We start from the raw sequence: 22,333 nt of genomic DNA on the forward strand, positions 1-22,333 counted from the left end.
GCTACGAGCGCAAGCCGGAACACTTCCTCGCCTTCACCGCCATCGCCGCGACCCTCATATGTCACCGCCGACTCACCAAATGAAATGGCGTCTTATGGCGGGTCCGAGGGCGGCCTGACGATCGGTCCGGTGGAGCCCCGCCGTGTCCCGGGCCACGGTGAGCTGACGCTCGGTCCGTGGCCTCGGGGACCGGAAGGTGTCAGCTTGTCGTGACGGTCGGCTCGGCGGCCGGCTTGGGCTCCGGCTGGGCGGGGGCCGCGGCCGGCTCCGCCGCCATCTGCACCGACGTCGGCTCCACGGGCGCCGCCGCGGCCGACTCGTCGGTCTTCATGGCCTTCGCCTCGCTCTTGAGGATGCGCATCGACTTGCCCAGGGCCCGGGCGGTGTCGGGCAGCTTCCGGGAACCGAAGAGCACGATGAAGACGATCGCGACGACCAGCAGGTGCCAGGGTTCGAGTCCGTTGCGGAGCATGACCGCCCCCTCCCTTTCTCACATATGTCCGTACCGACGGAGGGTGCTGCATGCGCCCCGGCCGGGCAGCGACGATTGCTACATTGCGCAACTGTACAACCCGGAGTGCGAAACGCACCCGGGACCCGGCCCGCAATCGCTACCGCCGGTCGTGGCGGGCCCGCACCGCCCGCAGCGCCAGGGCGTACAGCCCGAGGACGGCGGCGAGCAGCAGGTGGTAGGCGGGCGGCAGCCCGGTCATGCCCAGGGCCGCGCCGAGCGGTCCTGGCGGCAGCAGCAGGCCGACGGCGGCGAGCGCGGCGGCGGCGCGGCCGACGGGCCCGGTGCGGGTGCCGCCGCGCAGCACGAACATCACGAGGGCCTGGGTGAGCAGGTTCTCGGTGAACCAGGCGGAGTGGAAGACGGCCTGGTCGTCGAGGGCGTCGGGGCCGCGCAGGGCGAGCGCGAGGACACCGAAGGTGGCGAGGTCGGCGACCGCGTTGAGCACGCCGAAGCCGGTGATGAACCGCAGGAAGGCACGCGGTCGCAGCACGGTCGGGCGGCGCAGTGCCGCGCCCCCGGGACGGTCGTGGGCGAAGGCGAGCTGGGCGGCGTCGAAGCAGAGGTTCTGGGCGAGCACCTGGACCGGGAGCATCGGCAGGAAGGGGAGAAGCAGGCCGGCGGCGAGCATCGCGATGACGTTGCCGAGGTTGGAGGAGAGCGTGACCCGCAGATAGGAGGCGATGTTGGCGCTGCTGTGCCGGCCCGTGGTGACGGCGTGCCCGATCGCGCCGAGGTCCTTGTCGGCGAGCACCACGTCGGCCGTCTCGCGGGCGAGGTCCACGGCGCTGCGGGGCGCGACGCCGACGTCGGCGGCGCGCAGGGCGGGGACGTCGTTGACGCCGTCGCCGAGGAACCCGACGGTGTGCCCGGCGGCGCGCAGCCCGGCGACGATCCGGGCCTTGTCCTCGGGGGTGCAGCGGGCGACGACGTCGGCGTCGAGGTCGAGGGGGTCGCCGGCCACGGTGACCCGGTCCGCGGCCAGGCCGAGGTCCCGGCAGGCGCGGACCGCGGTCGACGGGTGGTCGCCGGTGAGGACGCGGACGCTGACACCGAGGCCGGCGAGGGTGCGCAGGGCCTCGGCGGCGCCGGGGGCGAGGGCGTCGCGGAAGGTGACAAGACCGCGGAAGGCGAGGCCGTGCTCGTCGGTGGCCGCGTAGGGGCGGGTGCGGGACGGGCGGGGCGCGGTGGCGACGCCGAGGACGCGCAGCCCGGCTCCGGCCTCGCGGGCGGCGAGGGCGAGGAGGCGCTCGCGTTCGGCGGGTTCCAGGTCGCAGCGGTCCAGTACGTCCTCGGCGGCGCCCCTGGTGACGAGGACATGGGTGCCCAGGGTGCCGGCGACGACGGCGGTGGCGGTGCGCCGCCCGGGGTCGAAGGGGACGGCGCCGACGCCGTCGTACTCCTCCCCGACCGGCCCGGCGGCGGTGAGCAGGGCCTCGTCGAGGGCGTCGGGGGCGGGCAGTTCGGCGAGCTGCAGGGTCCACCAGGCGCCGACGGCAGCCCAGCGCAGCACCTCCGGGTCGTCCTCGCCTTCGGGTCCGAGGGCGCGGGCCACGACGGGCCGGTCCTGGGTGAGGGTGCCGGTCTTGTCGAGGCAGAGCACGTCGACCGCGCCCAGGTCGTGCAGCGCGGGCAGCCGCCGTACGACGACCTGGTGGGCGCGGGCGAGGAGCGCGGCGCCGCGGGCCAGGCAGGTGGTGACGATCACCGGGAGCATCTCGGGGGTGAGCCCGACGGCGACCGCGACCGCGAAGGGCAGCGTCTCCAGCCCACGGCCGCGCAGGGCGGCGTTGGCCATGAGGACCAGCGGCGGGGTCAGCAGCATGAACCGGATGAGCACCCAGGAGATCCCGTGCACGGACCGGTCGAAGGCGCTCGCCTCCCGCCGCCCGCCCGCCACGCCCTGTGCGGCGGCGAACCGGGTCCGCTCCCCCGTCTCCACCACGACCGCCGTGGCGCTGCCCGAGGCGACCCCGCTGCCCTGGAAACAGAGGTACGGCTCCTGGAAGGGTCCCGCGTCGGCGGCACCGGCCGCACCGTCCGCGTCGGCGACGGCGACGGCGGGTGCGTCGACGGCCGCCTTGGCGACGGGCGCCGACTCCCCGGTGAGCACGGCCTGGTGGACGGTGAGCCCGCGGGCGCGCAGCAGTCGTACGTCGGCGGGAACCAGGTCTCCCGGGCCGAGCCGGACGACGTCGCCCGGCACCAGTTCGGTGACCGGCACCTCCCGCGCCCGGGGCTCCGCGTCGGGCCCGGCGCGGCGCAGCACGGTGGCGGTGCCGGCGACGAGTTCGCGCAGGGCGGCCAGGGAGCGGTCGGCGCGGTGTTCACCCGCGGCGCGCAGTCCGCAGCTGACCGCGACCAGCGCGAGGATCACGACGGCGGTGCCCCAGGAGGCGACGAGGGCGGAGACCAGGCCGAGGGTGAGGAGGACGGCGGTGAAGGGGTCGCGCAGGGCCCGGGCGCAGCGCAGCGGCCAGGAGGCGGTGTGCGGCAGGGGCGGGGCGTTCTCGCCGAGGTCGGCGAGCCGGGCCGCGGCCTCGGCCTCGGTCAGCCCGCGCGGCCCGGAGTCCAGTCGGCGCAGCACCTGCAGCGAGGTGGCGGCCTCGCCGTCAGAGACCATGGAGCCGTCGGGGGGCCGGGAGCTCGGCGCCGGTGGTACGGGCGGTGAGGCGGCCGACGAGCAGGCGGACCACGTCCACGACGTCGGGGTCGTCGACCAGGTACACCTGGCGGCGGCCCTCCCGGCGGGAGCGGACCAGGCCCGCGAGCTTCAGCTTGGTGAGGTGCTGGCTGACGGCGGGCAGCGCGCCGCCGACCCGTTCGGCGAGGCCGGTGACGTCGCTCTCGCCCTGGGCCAGCGCCCAGACGATGTGCAGCCGGGCGGGCGAGGCGAGCAGCCCGAAGGCCGCGGCGGCCTCCGTGAGCACGTCCGCGGTGGGGTCCTCGTAGCCGCTGCCGGGCACCGTCGCCACCGTCGTGGTCCTCCTGTCCACCGCGTCCTGTTCACCGGGTCCTGTCCGCCGGGTCCTGTCCGCCGGGTCGAAGCGGCCCTTCGTGGGCCGGAGGGACAGTTTAGGACGCGGGAACTTATCGGCCGCCACGCAAGTTTCTACGGTGTTGTAGAAGTAATTTTTTGGCAAGCAGGCTCTTACCGACCGAGGAGTGAGTGCGCATGGCCCTGTGGGACCGCATCAAGGATTCCGCGACGCAGATGCAGACCCAGCTGGTGGCGAAGAAGAACGACCTGAAGAGCGGTGCGTTCCGCGACGCGAGCATGGCGATGTGCGCGCTCGTCGCCGCCGCCGACGGCACCATCGACCCGGCCGAGCGCCAGCGGGTCGCCCAGCTCATCGCCACCAACGAGGTGTTGCAGAACTTCCCGGCGGACGACCTGCGCCGCCGCTTCGAGGAGAACCTGAACAAGCTGACCACCGACTTCGCCTTCGGCAAGGTGAGCGTGCTCCAGGAGGTCGCCAAGGCGAAGAAGAAGCCGGCCGAGGCGCGTGCGGTCATCCAGATCGGCATCGTGATCGGCGGCGCGGACGGCGACTTCGACAAGACCGAGCAGGCCGTGGTCCGCGAGGCGTGCTACACCCTGGACCTGCCGCCGCACGAGTTCGACCTCTGACCGGCACGGTCGGGACGAGAACGAGGACGAGAACGGAGACGGCAGGACGGAGACGGCAGGACGGGGGCGGCCTCACATCCGCCGACTCGTGGCCCAGCACAGTGCGGTGAGGACCATGGCCGCGGCGCAGGCCGCCGCGGCCGAGCCCTCCAGGTAGGTGCTGCCCAGGACCGCCACGCCCAGGGTCGCCCCCAGTTGCTGTACGGCGTTCAGCGCACCCGCCGCCGAGCCGACCTCCTGGGGGCGCAGGGGCCGCAGGGCCAGCGTGAAGAAGGCGGGGGTGAACAGGCCCGCGCCCACGCCGACCAGGGCCAGTGCGGGCAGGAGCAGCCGGGGGTAGTGGGTGCCGGCGGCCGTGGTGGCGTACCCCGCCGCGGCGACCGCCAGGCCCGTGGCCACGAGGGCCAGGCCGTAGGGCATCATGCGGCGCCGGGCACCGCGGCGGCCGGACAGCCAGGACGACACCGCGAGCCCGGCCGACCACGGCGTGAGGCTCAGGCCGGCCGCCAGTACGCCCTGGCCCGCCTCCAGTTGGAGCTGGAGGACGACCACGGTCAGCAGCCCGTTGGTCACCGCGAAGAACGCCGTGGAGGCGGCGAGGGCGGGCGGGAAGCCGCGGTGGGTGAAGAGGGTCGGCTCCAGGAGGGGCGCGGTCGTGCGGCGCTGGTGCCGTGCGAAGGCGGCCAGGGCCGGCAGGCCGAGCGCGAGCAACGCCCAGTCGAGCGGCGGGAGTTCGGTGAGGTCGGTGCCGATCAGAGGGTAGACCAGCAGGCCCGTGCCGGCCGCCGCGAGTGCGGTGCCGGGCCAGTCGAGGGCGGGGCGGTGCGGGGCGCGGTTCTCCGGGAGCCTCGGGGACAGGGCGAGGACGGCCAGGCCCACGGGCACGTTCACCAGGAAAGCGGCCCGCCACGAGAGGCCGAACAGGTCGGCGTGGGTGAGGACACCGCCGAGGACCGGACCGCAGACGGCCGCGAGGCCCATCACCGGCCCGATGCTGCCCATGGCCCGGGACAGCTCGTCGCCCTCGAACATCGCCTTGATCAGCCCGATGGTCTGCGGAATGACCACGGCCGCCGCCGCGCCCTGCACCGCGCGGAACGCGATCAGCAGGCCTGCCGTCGGCGCGAGCGCGCAGGCGACGGAGGCCAGGGTGAAGAAGGTGACGCCGAGGACGAAGAGCCGGCGGCGGCCCGCGAGGTCGCCGAGCCGTCCGCCGGTGATCAGCAGCACGGCGAACGGCAGGGTGTACGCCGTGCTGAACCATTGGACGTCGGAGACGGAGCCGCCGAGGCCGGCGTGCACGGCGGGGGCGGCGACCTGGACGATCGTCGCGTCCAGGAGGTTCATCGCCTCGGCGAGGAGCAGGGCGACGAGGGCGGGCCGGCGCCAGGGGTAGGGGGACGGGGTGGCGGGGGCGTTCGTGGCTGCGGTCATGGGCGCAGCGTGCGGGGCGCCGCGACGGGGCCGACGGTTTCGGCCGCAAGGTCGCCGCTTTCTTCCGCCGGACCCCCTGTCCGTGACGGAATCACACGCGTTCGGCCCTGACCACGGGAGGTGCCGACGCCCGTGTGGCGGGCTGTTCCTTCCTGTCGGCGACGGGCTCCTTCTCGGCGGCGACGGGCTCCTTCCCGGCGGCGACAGGCTCCTTCTCGGTGGCCACGGCGGTGGCGGAGAGGAGGGTCGCGGTGGCGAGGCCGCCCCAGAGGGCGGCCGGGCCGCGGGCGGCGAGAGCGGTGATGACCGCCGGGGAGACCGCGAGGCCGAAGCCCGTGGAGAGCTGGAAGCGGGCGAGCGCGCGTCCCAGGAGACGGGCCGGGGCGAGGGCGGTGACGAGCGCGGTGGCGCTGCCTGCGTAGACGATCTCGCCGAGGGTGCAGACCACGGAGACCGCGGCGACGGCCGGGACGCTCCAGCCGTGTCCCGGTGCGTCGGCCGCGAGGAAGCCGAGGTAGGACGCGGCGAGGAGCACGCCGGAGAGAGCCAGCACGGTCCGCCGCGCGAAGCGGGCCAGCAGGACGGTGACCGGGACCTGGAGGGCGACCACCAGCACGGTGTTGGCCACGAAGACGGCCGCCGACCACACCGGGGACGCGTGCAGCTGGGTCACCAGGACCAGGGGGAGCGCGACTTCGGGGACGTTGAGGCAGAAGACGTAGATCACGTTGGCGGCCAGCAGCGCGCGCATCCGGGGTGCGGGGGCGTCGGCCCCGTCCGCGGCCGGGGCGGCGGACGGACGCGTGGACAGGTGGACCGACCAGGCCAGGGCCGCCGCGGCGAGATAGGCGAGCCCGGTACCGGCTGCCAGCGCCCGCAGCGCGGTGGTGCCGCCGGCCAGGCAGGCGGTGGCGAGCAGCGCGCCCGCGCCCAGGCCCGCGTTGCGCAGGGCGCGGCCCGCCGCGAGGGCGGCGTCGCGTTCGCGGCCGTGGGCGACCGTGGCCACGAGGGCCGCATGGGCGGCCGGCCAGGCCTGGTTGCCGATGCCGAGGAAGAGGGCCGCCGCCGCGAACGGCCCGGCGTGCCCTGCCGGGGTGGCCAGCAGCAGCGCCACGCCCACCACCCGTACCAGCATCGACGCCGCCACGACCGTGCTGCGTGCGCCCCGGTCCAGCCAGCGGCCCACCGCGGGCATGCACGCCAGGCCCATGACGACGCCGGCCGTCATGGCGATGCCGGTGGCCGGCGCGGACAGCCCCAGCACCGTGACCCCGTAGAGCAGCAGAAAGGGCCGCAGCAGGCCGGTGCCGAGCGCGTCCACGGTCAGGGCGACGGCATAGCGGGGGCCTCCGGAGGCACGGACGAGGGCGCGCGGCTGGATCCTGGTGGTGGTTGTCATGGCGTCCACGGTGCGTTCGGCCGCCGGACCGGCCGCGCCGGTTGACGAACACCGTCAACCGGCGCGGTCGTCGGCCGCCCGGCCCGCGATGATGAGGGGATGACGCTGAGGATCGACATCGGCGGCCCGCCGGCCGGGCGACTGCGGTTCGCCGCCTCGCCGTTGGCCGAACTGACCGCGATGCTGCACGTGCTGGCCGAGCCCGGGCACCACCCGCAGCTCGCCGGCTGGGCCGGGGACGTCTGGGCCGGGCTACGGCCGGAGCTGGCCGAGCGGCTCAGGGAGGCGGAGTTCCTCTGGCGTTCCTCACGGGCCGACTTCCTGGTCCCCGCCCGTCCCCGGCCCACGCTCGCCGAGGAGTTGGACGAGGTGGACCGGATCGACGACGAGAGCTACGTGACCGCCGCGCTCGTCACCACGTGCGGCAGCAACCGGGTGCACTTCCGGGCGCCGTCGCCGCTCGCCGACCGGGCGGCGCGCGAGCGGGCCCTGGAGCTGGCCCAGGCCCGCGGCGCGCTCCAGGAGGCCTTCGCGGAACGGCTGCTCGCGGACCCGGCCGCCGTACGGGCACGGGTGCGCGACACGCTCGAACAGTGCGCCGAGGCGTTCTTCGACGCCGCCTGGACGGGCGTCGCCGTGCAACTCGCCACCGACCTGCGCCTGAAGAACGACCTGCTCAAGCGCCAGGGCGTCGGCGCGGCACTCGCGTCGGTCTCCGGCGCCGTGACCCTGGCCCCGGACGGCGACCGCATCGTCGTGGACAAGCTCCAGGACGCCGCGATCGCCGCGCACGGCACCGGGGTCACCCTCCTCCCGAGCGTCTTCGGCCGCCCGCACCTGGTGGCGGTCTACGCACCCGGGTGGCAGCCGGTGCTCCAGTACCCCGTGGCGGAGGCGAGTCCACCGGAGCCGGTGTCGCTGGAGACGGTCACGCTACGGCTGGAGGCACTCGCGCACCCGGTACGGCTGCGGCTGCTGCGCACCCTGGCCCGCGGCCCGCACACCACCGGTGAGCTGGCCCACGCCTGGGAACTGACGCCCCCCGAGGTCTCCCGCCACCTCGCCGTCCTGCGCCGCGCGGGCCTGCTCACGACGCGGCGGCACGGTCGTTACGTCCGTTACACCCTGAGCGTGCCCGATCTGACCGCGCTGGGCGCCGACCTGCTGGCGGCCGTACTGCGCTGAGCGGCCCCGGCCCGACACGCGCCTGCCTCGGGGCCGGCCGCTCAGAGGTCGGCCAGGAGGGGCAGCAGCTCCATCGCCGCCGTCACGTCCCCGGTGAGCGCGCGGTCCTCCGTGTCACCGGGCAGCGCCTCCGCGGCCATCCGGAAGGCGGGGACGGTGGGCGTCACCGGCGCCAGCCGCAACGCGCGTACCGCCGCCACCAGTTCGCAGGCCAGGACCACCGGGTAGGCCTCCGCGGCCCGTTCCGCCTGCTTCGCCGCCTGCCCCGCGAAGCTCGCCGCCTCCTCCAGGCCGTGGGCGAGGACGGTGTGCCCGGCCGATGCCGGGGCCGCGCTGGAACGGAGTTCGGCCAGCGCCGAGTTGGCGGTGTACTCCAGGATCATCGTGCCGGAGCTGCTCGCCGGGCCCGCGGTCAGGAAGGCGGGCAGGCCGGTGAGGTCGGCGCGGCTGAGGGCCTGGAGGCGGGCCGCGGAGAGCTGGGCGGTCCCCAGGAGGGCGAGGCAGAGGCCGTCCAGGGCCAGGCCGAGCGGGGCCGCGAAGAAGCCGCCGTGGTGGTAGACGTTGCCGTCGGGGGCCAGGACCGGGTTCTCCGTGGGGCAGTTGATCTCCGTCTCGATGACGTGGCGGAGCCGGTCGGCGGCTTCCAGGGCCGCGCCGTGGGCCTGCGGGAAGGCGCGGAAGCCGTAGGGGTCCTGGATGCGGCGGCCGGTGGTGACCGGGTGGTCGGGGATCTCCAGGAGGCGTCGTACCTCCGCCGCCGCCCTGGCCGGACCGGGGTACGGGCGCAGGGCGTGCACCCCGGGGGCGTAGGGCTCCGGGGAGCCGGAGACGGCGGCCAGGGAGAGGGCGGCCACCGCGTGGGTGGCCCGGAGCAGCACGTCCAGGTCGTGGCAGGCCAGGGCGGCCCGGCCCAGGGCGAGGGCGCTGCTGCTCAGGAGGGCCAGCGAGTCGCCGGGGCGGAGGGTGACCGGGGCGGGCAGTTCGGCGTCGGGGGACGCCGTGAGCCAGGGGCGCTCGCCGATCAGGGTGAGTCCGGTCTGGGCCAGGGCGGTGAGGTCGCCGGTGCCCACACCGCCGTACTCGTTGATCGCGGGGTGCACGCCGAGCCGGAGGGCCTCGGCCAGTGCCGTGACGAACGAGGGGTGGATGCCGGAGCCGGCGGCCAGCAGCTGGTTGGCCCGGACGGCGAGCAACGCGCGGGCCTGCCGGGCCGGCAGCAGCGGACCGGCGCCGCCGGCGTGGCTGCGCAGCAGGCGCAGGCTGTGGCCGGCCGCGTCGGACGGGGCGACGGTGACGGAGCGGTGGGCGCCCACGCCGGTGCCGCGGCCGTACCAGCGCCCCGACGCGGCGAGCCGGTCCGCGGTCTCGTGGGCCCGGCGGACCCGGTCGAGCGCCCCGGGCGGCACGACGGGGCCGGCAACGGCGTCGGCGAGCCGGACGAGTCCGGTCAGGCCGAGGCCGTTGCCGTCGAGCACGACACGGTCCGAGGAAGGTCCGGGGAGGATCCGCGGCGGGTCGGGCACCGGTCGGCTGCTGGGGATCAGCTGCTGAGACCGACCTTCTTCAGCCAGGCCTGGGCGACGTCCAGCGGGTCCTTGTTGTCCGACTGCACCTGGGTGTCCAGGTCCAGCAGGGTCGCCGTGTCCAGCTTGGCGGAGACGGCGTTGAGGGCGTCGGTGGCCGTCTGGTTCAGGGCGCTCTTGTATACGAGGGGCTGGACGTTCTCGAAGCCGAAGAGGTTCTCCGAGTCCTGGAGGACGACGAACTTCTCCTTGGTGATGGTCGGGTCCGTGCTGAAGATGTCGCCGGCCTGCACCGCGTTCTTCTTCAGGGCGGCTGCGGTGAGCGGGCCGCCCGCGTCGAGCGCCTTGAAGGACTTGAACTCCAGGCCGTAGACGTCCTTCAGGCCGACCAGGCCCTGCTGGCGGGTCTGGAACTCCGGCGAGGCGCCGATGACCAGGTCCTTGGCGATGTTCTTGAGGTCGGCTATGGACGACTTCTCGGTGAGGTTGTACTTGGCGGCGGTGGTCGCGTTGAGCGTCACCGTGTCCTTGTCCTGGGCGTCCGCCGGGTCGAGCAGCGTCAGCTTGGAGTCGAGCTTCGCCTCGATGGCCGAGGTGGTCTCCTCGACGGTCTTCGGGGTCGCCTTCGGGTCGAGGTAGGCGAGCAGGGCGCCGTTGTACTCGGGCAGGACCGAGATCGAACCGTTCTTGAGCAGACCGTAGGTCGTCTCACGGCTGCCGATGTTCGACTTGTAAGTGACCTTGACGCCCTTGGCCTTGAGTGCTTCGCCGTAGATGTCCGCGATCAGGATGCTCTCGGCGAAGTTGTTGGAGCCGACGACAACGGTGTCCCCGCTCGCCTTGCTGTCCGACAGCGGGTCGGACTTGCTGTCGTCGGACGAGGAACAGCCCGCCAGCAGGGCCGTCGTCGCGGCGAGCGCGACGGCCGCCACGCCTCGGTATGTCCGGATTGACCTGCTGGGAAGGGTGTTGGAAGTCACGGTTGCCGTTCCGGGAGCTGTGGGAAGGGTGGGGGTGTTGCGAACCACGCGGGAGGTGTTGCGCGCCACGGGGCTGTTGCGAACCACTCCGGACGATCCAATCCAGCCGGTTCTCTGTCAGTCAAGTGTCTCCGGGTCACCGATTGGCTTCAATCCGTGGCCAGTTGTGGACGGAGAGCGGTCTCTTTGTAACGGATTCTTGATAAAGCACAAGCGGAATGGGGCTTCAAGAACGCTGTAGTCTCACGGCAGTTGATATCGGTCACAGCGGTGCACGGGGCCCGCTACTCGGTGTCGTTCCGCAGCAGCTCGGGGTGAAGACGCCCCCCAGACCAGACACCCTCATGAAGGAGGCCCGGTGTCCACGAACCAGGTGGACGCGCCCGTCCGGCCCGCCCGGACGCGGGGCGGGATACGGGGTTTCGCCGACCGTTGGCCCTTCCGGCGCAAGCTCAACCTGCTGGTCGGTGTACCGCTCGCCGTGATCGCCGTACTGCTCGCCTACGTCTTCACCGACCTGGTGCAGCAGTCCAACAGCGCGACGGACGCGGCGCAGACGGTCCGGGACAGCGCGCAGGTGGCACGTCTCGTGGACAACGTCGAGGCGGAGCACCAGCAGGCGATCCTGCTCTCCGCACGGTACGAGTCCGGCGACGCCAGGCCCTCGGCCGCCGCCTACCGCAAGGCCCAGGACGCGGTGGACTCCCAGGTCACGAAGGTCCGTGACGCCTTCGGCGGCCGGCTGCCGGACACCGAGGTCGCCGCCCTGCGGCAGATCGAGGGCCTGTCCAGCCTGCGGGACTCCGTCGAGGAGGCCTACCTGCCGGCCGACAACATCGACCCGGCGTACACCAACGCGTCCAACGACCTGATCGACGGCCTCGGTCTGGACCGCGACACGGACCTCGCCGCCACCTTCACCGGCAACCTGCTGGACTCGCTGCTGCGCGCGGACGCCGCCCACGGCGCCTTCGAGACCAACGTGCTCGCGGCGACCACCGGCGACACCAACGCCCTGATCGAGTTCACCAACGCGGTCGGCGCCTACGACCTCTACCAGCACCAGGCCGACCGGTTCACCCGGTTCGCCACCGAGGGACAGGCCCGGCAGCTGGCCGACGTCGAGCACACCAAGGCGCAGAGCACCATCGCCGAGTCCTTCGCCGAGCTGCAGATCGACCCGACCAAGCTGCAGTCCGGCAACCAGGACCAGATCCGGACGGCCGTCAAGGACGCGCTCAACGACTACCCGGCCTACCTCCAGCAGGCCGCCGCCCGTCTGACCATCACCACCTCGCTCATCGGCCAGATCGCCGACCGCGCCGACACCGCCGCCGACTCGGCCAAGTGGCGCGCGATCTACCTGCTGAACGCCTCGCTGCTCGGCTTCGTCCTCTGGATCACCCTCGCGGCGCTGGTCCGCCGCTCGGTGATCCGCCCGGTGCAGGCCCTGACCGGGGTCGCGCACGAGGTCGCCGAGGTGGCGGGCCGGGAACTCGCCCGGGTCGCCGACGACGACGCCGAGGACTCCGGGCCGCCCAGGCTGCGGGACATGCCGGTCACCGCCCGCGACGAGATCGGCGACCTGGCCGAGGCGTTCAACCAGGTGCAGACCACGGCCGCGGCGCTGCTCGAACGCCAGGTGCTCAGCCGCCGCAACACCGCCGAGATGTTCGGCAACGTCGGCCGCCGCGTCAGCAACCTGACCACCCGCCAGCTCGCCTTCATCGACGCGGTCGAGCGGGCCGAGACCGACCCGGCCCTCCTCGAACGCCTCTACTCCATCGACCACATCGCCGTCCGCCTGCGCCGCAACGCCGACAGCCTGATGCTGCTGGCCGGCATCCGCGAGACCGTGCTGGCCGCGGGCCCGACCCCGGTGTCCAACGTGGTCCGGGCCGCGCTCGGCCAGATCGAGGGCTACCAGCGGGTACGGCTGTACGCCGGCACGGACTCCATGATCGAGCCGGACATCATCGGCGACCTCACGCTGATGGTGGCCGAGATCCTGGAGAACGCGGTGTCGTTCTCGCCGGCGGGCAGCCCCGTCGAGGTGACCGTCCGCTCCAGCGACCAGGGCGCGCACATCGTCGTCACCGACCACGGCCTCGGCATGAGTGCCGAGCGGCTGGCCGAGGAGAACCAGCGGCTGATCCGCCGTGAGCGCCTCGACCTGGTGCCGACCAAGGTGCTCGGCCTCTTCGTGGTGGGCGCGCTGGCCCGGCGCTGGGAGATCGACGTCGAGCTGACCCGCACCCCGGGCGGCGGTGTCACCGCCGAAGTGACGCTGCCCTCCCGTCTGTTGCTGACGATGAGCGCGGTGGCGGACACCTCCGGCGCCCCGCTCGCCGAGGAGCCATCGGCCCCGGTACGGTCGGCGTCGCATTCGACGGCGACGCCGACCGCGACGCCGATCGCGACGCCGGCGCCGGTACCGACCGCACCGTCGGCCTCGGTGCCGGCCACCGAGCCGACCGGCCCGACCGCCGCCGTCACGGCGCCGGCCGCCGTCGAACCGGAGAGCCAGCTCCCCCGCCGGCTGCCGCGTCGCGAGGCGACCGCCGAGCCCGCCGCGCCGCAGCCCCCGCTGATCCCGGCCGCGCGCTCCGGCGAACCTCCGGCCGACACAGGCGCCGACGCGGACTCCGGCGACGGGACCCGCCCCTTGCGCCGCCGGGTACGCGGGGCCACCCTGCGTACCACCGTCGGCGCCGCCCAGAGCCTCGCCCAGGCACCCCGCACCCGTGACGCCGAGGCCGAACGGGACGCGCTGGACGAGTTCGAGGCGGCGGTGGAGCGCGCCCGGCGCGAGAGCGACACCGGAAGCCACGAGCGGCCCCGGCCGCACATCGACCCCACGCACCCCCCGCAGGACCAGAACCACCTTCCGGAAGGAGCCGAGCAGTGAGCACGTCGACAGGTGACACCCCTACGGGCGGCATCACGCCGACCGACCTGCAGGCGGCCGCAGCCGACTTCACCTGGCTGCTGAACCGCTTCGCGACCGAGACCGCAGGCGTGGTCGATGCGATCGCCGTGTCCTCCGACGGTCTGTTGATCGCCGTCTCGGAGCTGCGTGAGCGCGCCCACTCCGAGCGGCTGGCCGCGATCGTCTCCGGCATCACCAGCCTGGCCGCCGGTGCGTCCGGCAACTACGGCCTGGGCGGCCTCAACAAGGTCATCATCGACCTGGAGGGCGGCCATGTGATCGTCTCCGCGATCGGCAACGGCGCCGTGCTCGGCGTGGTCGCCGACAACGAGGCCAAGCTCGGCAACATCGCCTACGAGATGACGCTGTTCGCCAACCGGGCCGGGGCGGCGCTCAGTCCGCAACTCGTCCTGGAGCTGAAGAACAGCGTCGGCGTCCCACAGACGCGCTGACCGGTACCGCCGGTCGGCACAGCCGAGAAGGCCGAGAGAGGAAGACACAGCCATGGCGGACCCGCCCCCGGGCCCGGACCCGGTCGGCCCCGCCCCCGCCGTACGGCCGTTCCTGGTCACCGCCGGCCGGGTGGCGGACAGCGCCTCCGGACCGGCGATGCCCGTCGAGACCCAGGTGGTGGCCACCGTCGCCGGACTCGCCGTGCTGGAGCGGCTCTCCTTCGAGCAGCACGACATCGTCGCCGCGTGCCGGATTCCGCAGTCGCTCGCGGAACTGGCGGCCCGACTGCGGCTGCACCTGAACGTGGTCCGGGTACTGGCCGAAGACCTGCGCGAGGCGGGGCAGTTGACCGTGCACGTGCCCGACTTCGAGGCCACCCACGACTCGTCCGTCCTGCGCAGGGTTATCGATGGCCTGCGGGCCATCCCCGACTCCCGAGGGGTACTCCGTGACACCGACTGACTCGCTGACCCGGGGCACCGGGCGTACGGCCGTCCGGCCGCCGCTGCCGGTGAAGATGGTCATCGCGGGCGGTTTCGGCGTGGGCAAGACCACCGCCGTCGGCTCGATCTCGGAGATCGAGCCACTGACCACCGAGGCGTCGATCACCGAGGTCGCGGCGGGCGTGGACGACCTCTCGCTCACCCCGCGCAAGACGACCACCACCGTGGCGATGGACTTCGGCTGCATCACCATCGACCCGACGCTGAAGCTCTACCTGTTCGGCACGCCCGGGCAGGAACGGTTCGGTTTCATGTGGGACGACATCGTCGAAGGGGCGCTCGGCGGGCTCGTCATCGTTGACACGCGTCGCCTCGACGACTGCTACGCCGCGGTCGACTACTTCGAGCACAAGGGGATCCCGTTCGCCGTCGCGATCAACGCGTTCGACGGCCGCGTCGAGCACACGCTGGACGAGGTGCGGTGGGCGCTGGACGTCGCCGAGGGGACGCCGCTGGTCGTCTTCGACGCGCGGGAGCGGGGTTCGGTGCGGGATGCGCTGCTCGTCGTGCTGGAACTGGCGCTGGCGCGGACTGCTGGCTAGGTGCGGTGGTGGGGAACTGCGGACCGGTTGTGGCCGGTCGCGCAGTTCCCCGCGCCCCTGAGTCAGTTGCTCCGCCGTACGCCGGGAGAGACCGTCAGTCTCTGGACCGCCCAGAAGATGCCGAGCGTGGCCAGGGCCATCGCCGCCACCAGGGTGGCGCCGCCGACGACCTTCTCGTAGTTCTTCTGGTAGAGGCCGTCGATGATGTAGCGGCCGAGGCCGCCCAGGCTGACGTACGCCGCGATGGTCGCCGTCGAGACGATCTGGATGGCCGCCGAGCGCAGGCCGCTGAGGATCAGCGGGAGGGCCACCGGAAGTTCCACCTGGAAGAGGACGCGTGCCTCCGGCATGCCCATGCCCCGTGCCGCGTCCACCGGGGACGGGTCGACCGAGCGCATCGCCTCGTACGTCGTGACCAGGATCGGCGGTACGGCGAGGATCACCAGCGGGATCATCACCGGCAGCATGCCGAAGCCGAGCCAGATGAACATCAGGACCAGCAGGCCGAAGCTGGGCAGCGCCCGGCCGGCCGTGGCGATCAGGGCGAGGGTGTTGCCGCCGCGCCCGTAGTGGCCGGTGATCAGCCCGATGGGCAGGCCGATGACCGCCGCGTAGGCGAGGGCCTCCAGGGAGTACTGGATGTGCTCCCAGAGGCGGGTGGGGATGCCGTCGTAGCCGTGCCAGTGGGAACTGTCGCTGAAGAAGGCGTGGATGAAGTTGAGGACGTTCACCGGGTGCTCTCCTTCGGCATCCAGGGCGTCAGCACACGGCGTACGAGGACGAGGGCTGCGTCGGCCAGGATGGCCAGCACGGCGGTGGTCAGGACCGAGTTCACCGCCAGTTCGGGGCGGTGGTAGATGTTCGCGTCGTTGAGCAGGTTGCCGAGCGCGCCCTGGTTGCCGATCAGCATGCCGACGCTGACCAGGGAGATGCTGGAGACGGTGGCCACCCTGAGGCCCGCGATGATCGCGGGCACGGCGATCGGCAACTGGACCTGGAAGTAACGGCGTACGGGGCCGAGGCCCATCGCGGTCGCGGCGGCCAGGGTCTCGGCCGGGACCGAGCGGACGCCGTCCACGATGGCCGGGACCAGGACCACCAGGCTGTACACCGCGAGCGGGATCATCACCGTCGTCTCGGTCTGGCCCGTGTAGTCGATGAGGACCACGAAGAAGGCCAGCGAGGGGATGGCGTACAGGATCGTGGTGACGCCCAGCACCGGCGGGTACAGCCAGCGGAAGCGCACGCAGAGCTGGGCGATGGGCAGGGACACCAGCAGACCGGCCAGCACCGGGATGAGGGCCTCGCGCAGGTGGAGGCCGATCAGTCCGAAGTAGGTGTTCTGGAGGTCGCTGGGAATGTCGAAGAAGCCGCTCATCCCCCGACCTTCGCGTCGTCGCGGCCCTCGGCGTGCGCGGTACGGATCGCGGCGCCGATGACCTGCTGGGAGACGACGCCGACCGCGCGTCCCTCGCCGTCCACGGCCACGGCCCAGCCGGTCGGCGAGAGCACGGAACCGTCGAGGGCGGCGCGCAGCGAGTCCCGGCCGGGGACGAAGGGCCGCCCGTACGGGACCAGTTGCTCCGGGCGGATCGACCCGGCGGTGAGGGCCCGCGGCTCGCTCCAGCCGAGCGGCCTGCCGTCCAGGTCCGTCACGAGGAGGTAGGGCGCGTCGGCCGTGCCGCGGGCGCCGAGCCGGGTGGCGTCGGCGTCGATCGCGACGATCGGCGCGGTCTGCAACTCCAGGGCCGCGGACGGGAAGAAGGAGAGGCGCCGGATGCCCCGGTCGGCGCCGAGGAAGTCCTCGACGAACGCGTCCGCGGGGTCGGTGAGCAGTTCGGCGGGCGGGGCGTACTGGGCGAGGTGGCCGCCGGTACGCATCACGGCGACCATCGTGCCGAGCTTGATCGCCTCGTCGATGTCATGGGTGACGAAGACGATCGTCTTGCCCAACTCGTCCTGGATGCGCAGGAGTTCGTCCTGGAGCCCCTTGCGGACCACCGGGTCGACGGCGGAGAACGGCTCGTCCATCAACAGCACCGGCGGGTCGGCGGCGAGCGCCCGGGCCACGCCGACGCGCTGCTGCTGGCCGCCGGAGAGCTGGTACGGGTACCGCTTGGCGAGCGCCGAGTCGAGACCCACCCGCTCCATCAGCTCGGCCGCCCGGGCCCGCGCCTTCTGCTTGGTCCAGCCGAGCAGCCGGGGCACGGTGGCGATGTTGTCGATGATGGTGCGGTGCTGGAAGAGACCGGCGTTCTGGATGACGTAACCCATCGACCGGCGCAGCGTGTTGACCGGCTGTGCGTGGATGTCGGCGCCGTCCAGGAGGATGCGGCCCTCACTGGGCTCCACCATCCGGTTGATCATCCGCAGGGTCGTCGTCTTGCCGCAGCCCGAGGGGCCGACGAAGACGGTGATCGAGCGGTCCGGTATCTCCAGGGAGAGCCGGTCGACGGCGACCGTACCGTCCGGGTACCGCTTGGTGACTGAATCTATCCGTATCAAAACGCCGAATACCCTTCGGGTTTGGCAGAGAGTGCCCAGTTATCGACCACGGTCGCCGTGGCGCAGGCTGTTGCGGACTGAGTTTAAACCGGAAGTGTTTCAGCGCTTTGGCGAGTGACTGATCCTCTTCAGTTTGTGACCTGACCGTCGCCCGCTGTGCGGTACCTGTGAGTTCGCTGATTCTCATTCCCCGCTCAGTGAAGCCTCAGGACCGCCCCAGACAGCGCCCCGATCGTCATGGTCATGAACGAAACGAACGCGGGAGGCGTCCGGCGCCGGTCGGTCGAGATCGTGGTGCCGGTCTACAACGAGGCACACGTCCTCGCCGGCAGCATCGGCCGTCTCCACGCATACCTCGAAGACTCCTTCCCGTTCCCGTTCCGCATCACGATCGCGGACAACGCGAGCACGGACGCCACCTGGACGGTGGCGACCGACCTGACCCTGCGCCTGCCGCACGTCCACGCGCGGCGCCTTGAGGAGAAGGGCCGGGGCCGCGCCCTGAACCACGTGTGGAGCCGGTCCACGGCCGACGTCGTCGCCTACATGGACGTCGACCTCTCCACCGGGCTCGACGGCTTCCTGCCCCTGGTCGCGCCCCTCCTCTCCGGCCACAGCGACCTCGCCTTCGGCAGCCGGCTGCACCGGCAGTCGGCGGTGGTCCGCGGCCCCAAGCGGGAGTTCATCTCGCGCTCCTACAACCTGCTCCTCAAGGCAGGCCTCGGCGCCCGCTTCTCGGACGCGCAGTGCGGCTTCAAGGCCGTCCGCACCGACGTGTTCCGCGCCCTCGCCCCGCACATCGAGGACACCGCCTGGTTCTTCGACACCGAACTCCTCGTGCTCGCCCAGCGCAACGGGCTCCGTGTCCACGAGGTCCCGGTCGACTGGGTCGACGACCCCGACAGCCGGGTCGACATCGTCCGCACCGCCGTCGACGACCTGAAGGGCATGGCCCGCATGCTCCGGGCCACCGTCACCGGCCGCACCCGCGTCCCCGCCGTACCCCGCCGCACCACCGTCCCCCAGAACGTCACGGCCCTGCCCGCCGGGGCAGCCACCGCCGTCGAGCCCATGGAGTACGCGTCATGACGACCCTCGCCCCGCCGCCCAACCCGGTCCAGGACGGCCGGCACCGGGCCGCCGCCCCGCCGGTCTCCCGCGCCAGAAGGCTGTTCCTCGGCGCCCCCGAGGACCCGCGCTGGGCCCGCCCGGCCCTGTGGGCGATCCTGCTCCTGGCCACCGCCCTGTACGCCTGGAACCTGTCCTCCCTCACCGGCAACACCTTCTACGACGCGGCGGTCTACTCCGGCACCAAGAGCTGGAAGGCGTTCTTCTTCGGCGCCCTGGACTCCGGCAGCTTCATCACCGTCGACAAACCTCCCTTCGCCCTCTGGGTGATGGGCCTGTCCGCCCGCGCCTTCGGGTACGGCACCTGGCAGTTGATGCTGCCGATGGTGGCGGTCGGGGTCGGCTCGGTCGGCCTGCTGTACCGCCTGGTCAAGCGGGACTTCGGAGTCGTGGCCGGCACGGTCGCCGCCCTCGTCCTGACCCTCACGCCGATCACCGTCGCCATCAACCGCGACACCAACCCGGACCCGATTCTGGTCTTCCTGATGCTGCTCGGCGCCGCCGCCCTGCTGAAGGCCGTGCGCACGGGCAGGTTGATGCCGCTGGTCTGGTCGGCCGTCGCCATCGGCTTCGCGTTCAACACCAAGATGATGCAGGCGTACGTCGTGCTGCCCGCGTTCTTCGTGGTCTATCTGTGGGCCGCCGACCTGTCGTTGGGCAGGCGCGTCCGCAACCTCGCCGTCGCCACGGCCGCGTTGGTCGTGAGCAGCGCCTGGTGGATGATGATCGTCGACCTGATCCCGGCCTCCTCCCGGCCCTACATCGGCGGCTCCACCGACAACACGGTCTGGGACCTGGTCATCGGCTACAACGGCTTCGGCCGGATCTTCGGGGCGAGCTCCTCGGTGGGCTCGGCCGGCAACGGCGCCAGCTTCGGCGGCAGTTCGGGTCTGTACCGGATGTTCAACGACATCATGGGCGGCCAGATCTCCTGGCTGATCCCGTTCGCCGCCATCGCCCTCGTCGGCGGCCTGGTACTGCGCGGCCGGGCGCCGCGCACCGACGCCAGGCGCGCGGCCCTCATGCTGTGGGGCGGCTGGTTCGTCCTGCACTTCCTGACCTTCTCCCTCGCCGAGGGCACCTTCCACCCCTACTACGTCACCGCCATGGCGCCGGGCATCGCCGCCCTGGCCGGCGCGGGCGGGGTCATGCTGTACAAGGCCTTCCGCGAAGGCTCGGCAGCCGCGTGGGGCTGGGTGCTTCCGGCGGCCGTCGCCGCCGGCGCGGTCTGGGCGGTCGTCCTGCTCCAGCGGGTCTCCGGCTCCGGCACGGTGTACACGGTCGCCGAGCTGGTGGCCGCGCTGGGCGGTGCGCTCGCGGTGACCGGGCTGCTGGTCGGGCGGTTCATGAAGCGTCAGAAGCTGATCGGCTTCGCGGCACTGGCGGCGATCGTCGCCCTGCTGGCCGGACCGGCCGCGTACTCCGTCTCGGCGGCCACGACGGCGAGCACCAACGGCACCAACCCGACGGCCGGGCCCAGCACCGGCGGTGGCATGGGCGGGATGGGCGGCGGCGGTGGCCAGCGCCCGAGCGGCAGCGCACCGAGCGGCACCAAGAGCGGCACCGCACCGACCGGCAGCGGAAGCTCCGGAAGCTCCGGCGGACAGTCCATGGGGCAGCCGCCGACCGGGACGGGAAGCACCGGCACGGGAAGCACCGGCACCGAGTCCGGCTCCAGCTCCAGCTCCAGCTCCAGCTCCAGCAGCGAGTCGCAGTCCGGCCGTACCGCCGGAGGCATGGGCGGCGGCCAGGTCAGCTCCGCGATGATCACGTACCTGAAGAAGCACCAGGACGACGCCACCTGGCTGGTCGCGGTGGCCACCGACCAGACGGCCTCCTCGATCATCCTGGAGTCCGGTCAGCCCGTCATCTCCATGGGCGGCTGGTCCGGCAGCGACAACGCGATGACCCTCGCCAAGCTCAAGAGCCTGGTGAAGTCCGGCAAGCTGCACTACATCGTCGTCAGCAGCGACGGCGGCCAGGGCACCAACACCGAGATCGCGACCTGGGTGAAGAAGCACGGCTCGGCCGTGAGCGCCTACAGCGGCCTGTACCGCCTGGACGCCTCCGACGTCAGCTGATCCGCACCCCGAAAGAGAAGGCGGGCCGCCCGGAGCGGCCCGCCTTCTCGTGTCGTGCCCGGTGTCACGCGGCGACCGGCAGCCCCGGCGTCCGCAGTACCGCCCGGTCCGTGTCCACCACGAACACCTCGCAGCCCGGGCGGCCCGCCGCCCACGCGGCGCCGTCCGTGCCCATCGCGAAGGCGGCCGTCGCCGCGGAGTCGGCCTCCGTCAGCGTGGGGGCCACCACGGTGACGCTGAGCAGGCCGGTGGCCGGACGGCCCGTGCGGCCGTCGACGATGTGGTCGCCGCGCTCGTAACGCCCGGAGGTGGCCACCGCCCCGTCCGTGATCTCCAGGACCAGGCAGAGCTGGTCGGCGTGTTCGGGGTGGCGTACCCCCACCCGCCAGGGCCCGCCGGCCGCGACCACGTCTCCCCCGGCGTTCAGGCAGAACCGCCGCGCCCCGGCCGCCGACAGCAGCTCCGCCGCCCGCTGCACCGACCAGCCCTTGACCACCGCGCACGGGTCGAGACCCCGCCCCGGCAGCCGTACGTCGAACGCGCCGCCGGTCGCCAGCCGGTACTCCTCGCACAGCGCGAGCACCTCGGCGAGGTCCGGGCTCACCTCGGCCGTGGAGAGTTCGCCCCGGTCGAGCCGGGAGACCTCGCTGTCCGCCCTGAAAGGGCTGAACCGCGCGTCGACCTCCCGCAGCCAGGCGAAGACGGCGTCCGCGGCCTCCGCGAAGTCGCCCTCGTCGTCCACCCGCAGCGAGACCGGGAAGCCCATGACGTGTTCGACTCGGTGCACGGTCAGCCCTTCGCATCGATCGCGGCCTGGAGAGACTCCCTGTAGCCGTCGCTGGTGATCGTCGCGCCGGAGACCGTGTCGATGTCCGCGCTCTGCGCCTTCAACGTCTCCGAGATCAGCACCGGCACCGCGGCCGTCGTCTGCGGGTGGTTCGGCTGCTGGAGCATCTTCACCGCGGAGATCTTCTCCCCGGCGAAGGTCACCTGGACCTGCACCGGCCCCTTCTCGGTGTCGACCGTCGAACCGGCGACCACCTTCGAGGCGGCCGAAGCCGAGGCGGACGAGGCAGAGCCGGACGAGGCGGAGGCGGACGGCGAGGGCGACGCGGAGGACGACGCGGTGTTGTCGTCGATCGCCGCCTGGAGGGACTTCTTGTACGCGTCGCTGGTGATCGTCGCGCCGGAGACCGTGTCGATGTCCGCGCTCTGCGCCTTCAACGTCTCCGAGATCAGCACCGGCACCGCGGCCGTCGTCTGCGGGTGGTTCGGCTGCTGGAGCATCTTCACGGCGGTGATCTTGTCGCCGTCGAAGGTCACCTGGACCTGGACCGGGCCCTTGTCGGTGTCGATGGTCGTGCCCTTGACGACCGTGCCCGAGGCGGAGGTGGCCGAGGAGCTCGGTGCGGTCTCGGCGGCGGAGGAGGCGGTGGACGTCGTACCGCCGATGGACGGTTCGTAGCGCCAGACGGGGATCAGGCCCGCGATGCTCAGCGCGACGACAGGTATGGCTCGCTTCACGGTGT

At 72.7% G+C, this 22,333-nt stretch carries 20 protein-coding genes; 8 read left to right on the forward strand and 12 right to left on the reverse strand.

All coding sequences use genetic code 11. The features are described from left to right. Window positions 1–199: 199 nt before the first annotated feature. The 3 genes from tatA to AB0D74_RS46950 form a co-directional block, all read right to left on the reverse strand. A complete protein-coding gene (gene tatA, locus AB0D74_RS46940; RefSeq protein ID WP_362601491.1) occupies window positions 200–472 on the reverse strand; it encodes a Sec-independent protein translocase subunit TatA in 273 nt (90 codons plus the stop codon). 139 nt (window positions 473–611) lie between these two features. Further along, window positions 612–3,134, reverse strand: a complete 2,523-nt coding sequence (gene mgtA / locus AB0D74_RS46945; protein WP_362601494.1) for a magnesium-translocating P-type ATPase — start codon at window positions 3,132–3,134, stop codon at window positions 612–614. Next, window positions 3,124–3,486: a metalloregulator ArsR/SmtB family transcription factor gene (locus AB0D74_RS46950; RefSeq protein ID WP_362601497.1), complete on the reverse strand. Its 363-nt coding sequence runs from the start codon at window positions 3,484–3,486 to the stop codon at window positions 3,124–3,126. The genes mgtA and AB0D74_RS46950 overlap by 11 nt, the downstream gene beginning before the upstream one ends. Before the next feature lie 200 nt (window positions 3,487–3,686). On the opposite strand from AB0D74_RS46950, the gene AB0D74_RS46955 reads away from it, so the two are divergent. Continuing rightward, window positions 3,687–4,142 carry a TerB family tellurite resistance protein gene (locus tag AB0D74_RS46955; RefSeq protein WP_132890095.1) on the forward strand — a complete coding sequence of 152 codons (456 nt, stop codon included), beginning with the start codon at window positions 3,687–3,689 and terminating at the stop codon, window positions 4,140–4,142. Window positions 4,143–4,214: 72 nt separating this feature from the next. Here the strand turns inward: AB0D74_RS46955 and AB0D74_RS46960 are convergent, their stop codons facing one another. Continuing rightward, the gene (locus AB0D74_RS46960; RefSeq protein WP_362601501.1) at window positions 4,215–5,576 is read right to left on the reverse strand and encodes an MFS transporter; all 1,362 of its coding nucleotides are present in this window, start codon (window positions 5,574–5,576) and stop codon (window positions 4,215–4,217) included. Window positions 5,577–5,667: 91 nt separating this feature from the next. Continuing rightward, window positions 5,668–6,975 (reverse strand): MFS transporter, encoded by a 1,308-nt coding sequence (locus tag AB0D74_RS46965; protein ID WP_362601504.1) that lies wholly within the window; start codon window positions 6,973–6,975, stop codon window positions 5,668–5,670. 99 nt (window positions 6,976–7,074) lie between these two features. On the opposite strand from AB0D74_RS46965, the gene AB0D74_RS46970 reads away from it, so the two are divergent. Further along, a complete protein-coding gene (locus AB0D74_RS46970; RefSeq protein ID WP_362601507.1) occupies window positions 7,075–8,160 on the forward strand; it encodes a helix-turn-helix domain-containing protein in 1,086 nt (361 codons plus the stop codon). Window positions 8,161–8,201: 41 nt separating this feature from the next. Here the strand turns inward: AB0D74_RS46970 and AB0D74_RS46975 are convergent, their stop codons facing one another. Beyond that, window positions 8,202–9,683, reverse strand: a complete 1,482-nt coding sequence (locus tag AB0D74_RS46975; RefSeq protein WP_362601512.1) for an aromatic amino acid lyase — start codon at window positions 9,681–9,683, stop codon at window positions 8,202–8,204. Between the two features lie 17 nt (window positions 9,684–9,700). Continuing rightward, complete coding sequence (locus tag AB0D74_RS46980) at window positions 9,701–10,663, reverse strand: ABC transporter substrate-binding protein (RefSeq protein ID WP_362601515.1); 963 nt, start codon at window positions 10,661–10,663, stop codon at window positions 9,701–9,703. 358 nt (window positions 10,664–11,021) lie between these two features. Here AB0D74_RS46980 and AB0D74_RS46985 point away from each other — a divergent pair, with 358 nt between their 5' ends. The 4 genes from AB0D74_RS46985 to AB0D74_RS47000 are packed head-to-tail and all read left to right on the forward strand — an operon-like array spanning window position 11,022 to window position 15,090. Continuing rightward, on the forward strand, window positions 11,022–13,571 hold the full coding sequence (locus AB0D74_RS46985) for an ATP-binding protein (protein WP_362601518.1): 2,550 nt from the start codon (window positions 11,022–11,024) through the stop codon (window positions 13,569–13,571). Beyond that, window positions 13,568–14,044, forward strand: coding sequence for a roadblock/LC7 domain-containing protein (locus AB0D74_RS46990; protein WP_046732636.1), 477 nt, complete (start codon window positions 13,568–13,570; stop codon window positions 14,042–14,044). The genes AB0D74_RS46985 and AB0D74_RS46990 overlap by 4 nt, the downstream gene beginning before the upstream one ends. A gap of 52 nt (window positions 14,045–14,096) precedes the next feature. Beyond that, window positions 14,097–14,507 carry a DUF742 domain-containing protein gene (locus tag AB0D74_RS46995; protein ID WP_362601522.1) on the forward strand — a complete coding sequence of 137 codons (411 nt, stop codon included), beginning with the start codon at window positions 14,097–14,099 and terminating at the stop codon, window positions 14,505–14,507. After that, entirely contained in the window at window positions 14,494–15,090 is a 597-nt protein-coding gene (locus AB0D74_RS47000; protein ID WP_362601525.1) for an ATP/GTP-binding protein, read from the forward strand. The genes AB0D74_RS46995 and AB0D74_RS47000 overlap by 14 nt, the downstream gene beginning before the upstream one ends. 62 nt (window positions 15,091–15,152) lie before the next feature. Here the strand turns inward: AB0D74_RS47000 and AB0D74_RS47005 are convergent, their stop codons facing one another. The 3 genes from AB0D74_RS47005 to AB0D74_RS47015 are packed head-to-tail and all read right to left on the reverse strand — an operon-like array spanning window position 15,153 to window position 17,595. Next, complete coding sequence (locus AB0D74_RS47005; protein ID WP_362601528.1) at window positions 15,153–15,821, reverse strand: ABC transporter permease; 669 nt, start codon at window positions 15,819–15,821, stop codon at window positions 15,153–15,155. Further along, on the reverse strand, window positions 15,818–16,468 hold the full coding sequence (locus AB0D74_RS47010; RefSeq protein WP_362601531.1) for an ABC transporter permease subunit: 651 nt from the start codon (window positions 16,466–16,468) through the stop codon (window positions 15,818–15,820). The genes AB0D74_RS47005 and AB0D74_RS47010 overlap by 4 nt, the downstream gene beginning before the upstream one ends. Next, entirely contained in the window at window positions 16,465–17,595 is a 1,131-nt protein-coding gene (locus tag AB0D74_RS47015; RefSeq protein ID WP_362601534.1) for an ABC transporter ATP-binding protein, read from the reverse strand. The genes AB0D74_RS47010 and AB0D74_RS47015 overlap by 4 nt, the downstream gene beginning before the upstream one ends. A 243-nt stretch (window positions 17,596–17,838) precedes the next feature. Between AB0D74_RS47015 and AB0D74_RS47020 the strand changes: the two genes are divergently transcribed. Further along, the gene (locus AB0D74_RS47020; RefSeq protein WP_362601537.1) at window positions 17,839–18,684 is read left to right on the forward strand and encodes a dolichyl-phosphate beta-glucosyltransferase; all 846 of its coding nucleotides are present in this window, start codon (window positions 17,839–17,841) and stop codon (window positions 18,682–18,684) included. Beyond that, the gene (locus tag AB0D74_RS47025) at window positions 18,681–20,804 is read left to right on the forward strand and encodes a glycosyltransferase family 39 protein (RefSeq protein WP_362601540.1); all 2,124 of its coding nucleotides are present in this window, start codon (window positions 18,681–18,683) and stop codon (window positions 20,802–20,804) included. Before AB0D74_RS47020 ends, AB0D74_RS47025 begins: the two co-directional genes overlap by 4 nt. Before the next feature lie 64 nt (window positions 20,805–20,868). On the opposite strand, the gene AB0D74_RS47030 is transcribed toward AB0D74_RS47025, so the two are convergent. After that, on the reverse strand, window positions 20,869–21,591 hold the full coding sequence (locus AB0D74_RS47030; RefSeq protein WP_362601543.1) for an FAD:protein FMN transferase: 723 nt from the start codon (window positions 21,589–21,591) through the stop codon (window positions 20,869–20,871). 2 nt (window positions 21,592–21,593) lie between these two features. Further along, on the reverse strand, window positions 21,594–22,328 hold the full coding sequence (locus tag AB0D74_RS47035; RefSeq protein WP_362601546.1) for an FMN-binding protein: 735 nt from the start codon (window positions 22,326–22,328) through the stop codon (window positions 21,594–21,596). Between the last annotated feature and the right edge of the window lie 5 nt (window positions 22,329–22,333).

Source organism: Streptomyces sp. NPDC048278 (genome assembly GCF_040652195.1).
Classification (GTDB): Bacteria; Actinomycetota; Actinomycetes; order Streptomycetales; family Streptomycetaceae; genus Streptomyces.

Bases quoted from the DNA above. Each gene is read 5' to 3' on its own strand.
- mgtA (WP_362601494.1), bottom strand. From the start codon at position 3,134: ATGGTCTCTGACGGCGAGGCCGCCACCTCGCTGCAGGTGCTGCGCCGA.
- tatA (WP_362601491.1), bottom strand. From the start codon at position 472: ATGCTCCGCAACGGACTCGAACCCTGGCACCTGCTGGTCGTCGCGATC.
- AB0D74_RS46955 (WP_132890095.1), top strand. From the start codon at position 3,687: ATGGCCCTGTGGGACCGCATCAAGGATTCCGCGACGCAGATGCAGACC.
- AB0D74_RS47010 (WP_362601531.1), bottom strand. From the start codon at position 16,468: ATGAGCGGCTTCTTCGACATTCCCAGCGACCTCCAGAACACCTACTTC.
- AB0D74_RS47025 (WP_362601540.1), top strand. From the start codon at position 18,681: ATGACGACCCTCGCCCCGCCGCCCAACCCGGTCCAGGACGGCCGGCAC.
- AB0D74_RS46995 (WP_362601522.1), top strand. From the start codon at position 14,097: ATGGCGGACCCGCCCCCGGGCCCGGACCCGGTCGGCCCCGCCCCCGCC.
- AB0D74_RS47020 (WP_362601537.1), top strand. From the start codon at position 17,839: ATGAACGAAACGAACGCGGGAGGCGTCCGGCGCCGGTCGGTCGAGATC.
- AB0D74_RS46960 (WP_362601501.1), bottom strand. From the start codon at position 5,576: ATGACCGCAGCCACGAACGCCCCCGCCACCCCGTCCCCCTACCCCTGG.
- AB0D74_RS46965 (WP_362601504.1), bottom strand. From the start codon at position 6,975: ATGACAACCACCACCAGGATCCAGCCGCGCGCCCTCGTCCGTGCCTCC.
- AB0D74_RS46970 (WP_362601507.1), top strand. From the start codon at position 7,075: ATGACGCTGAGGATCGACATCGGCGGCCCGCCGGCCGGGCGACTGCGG.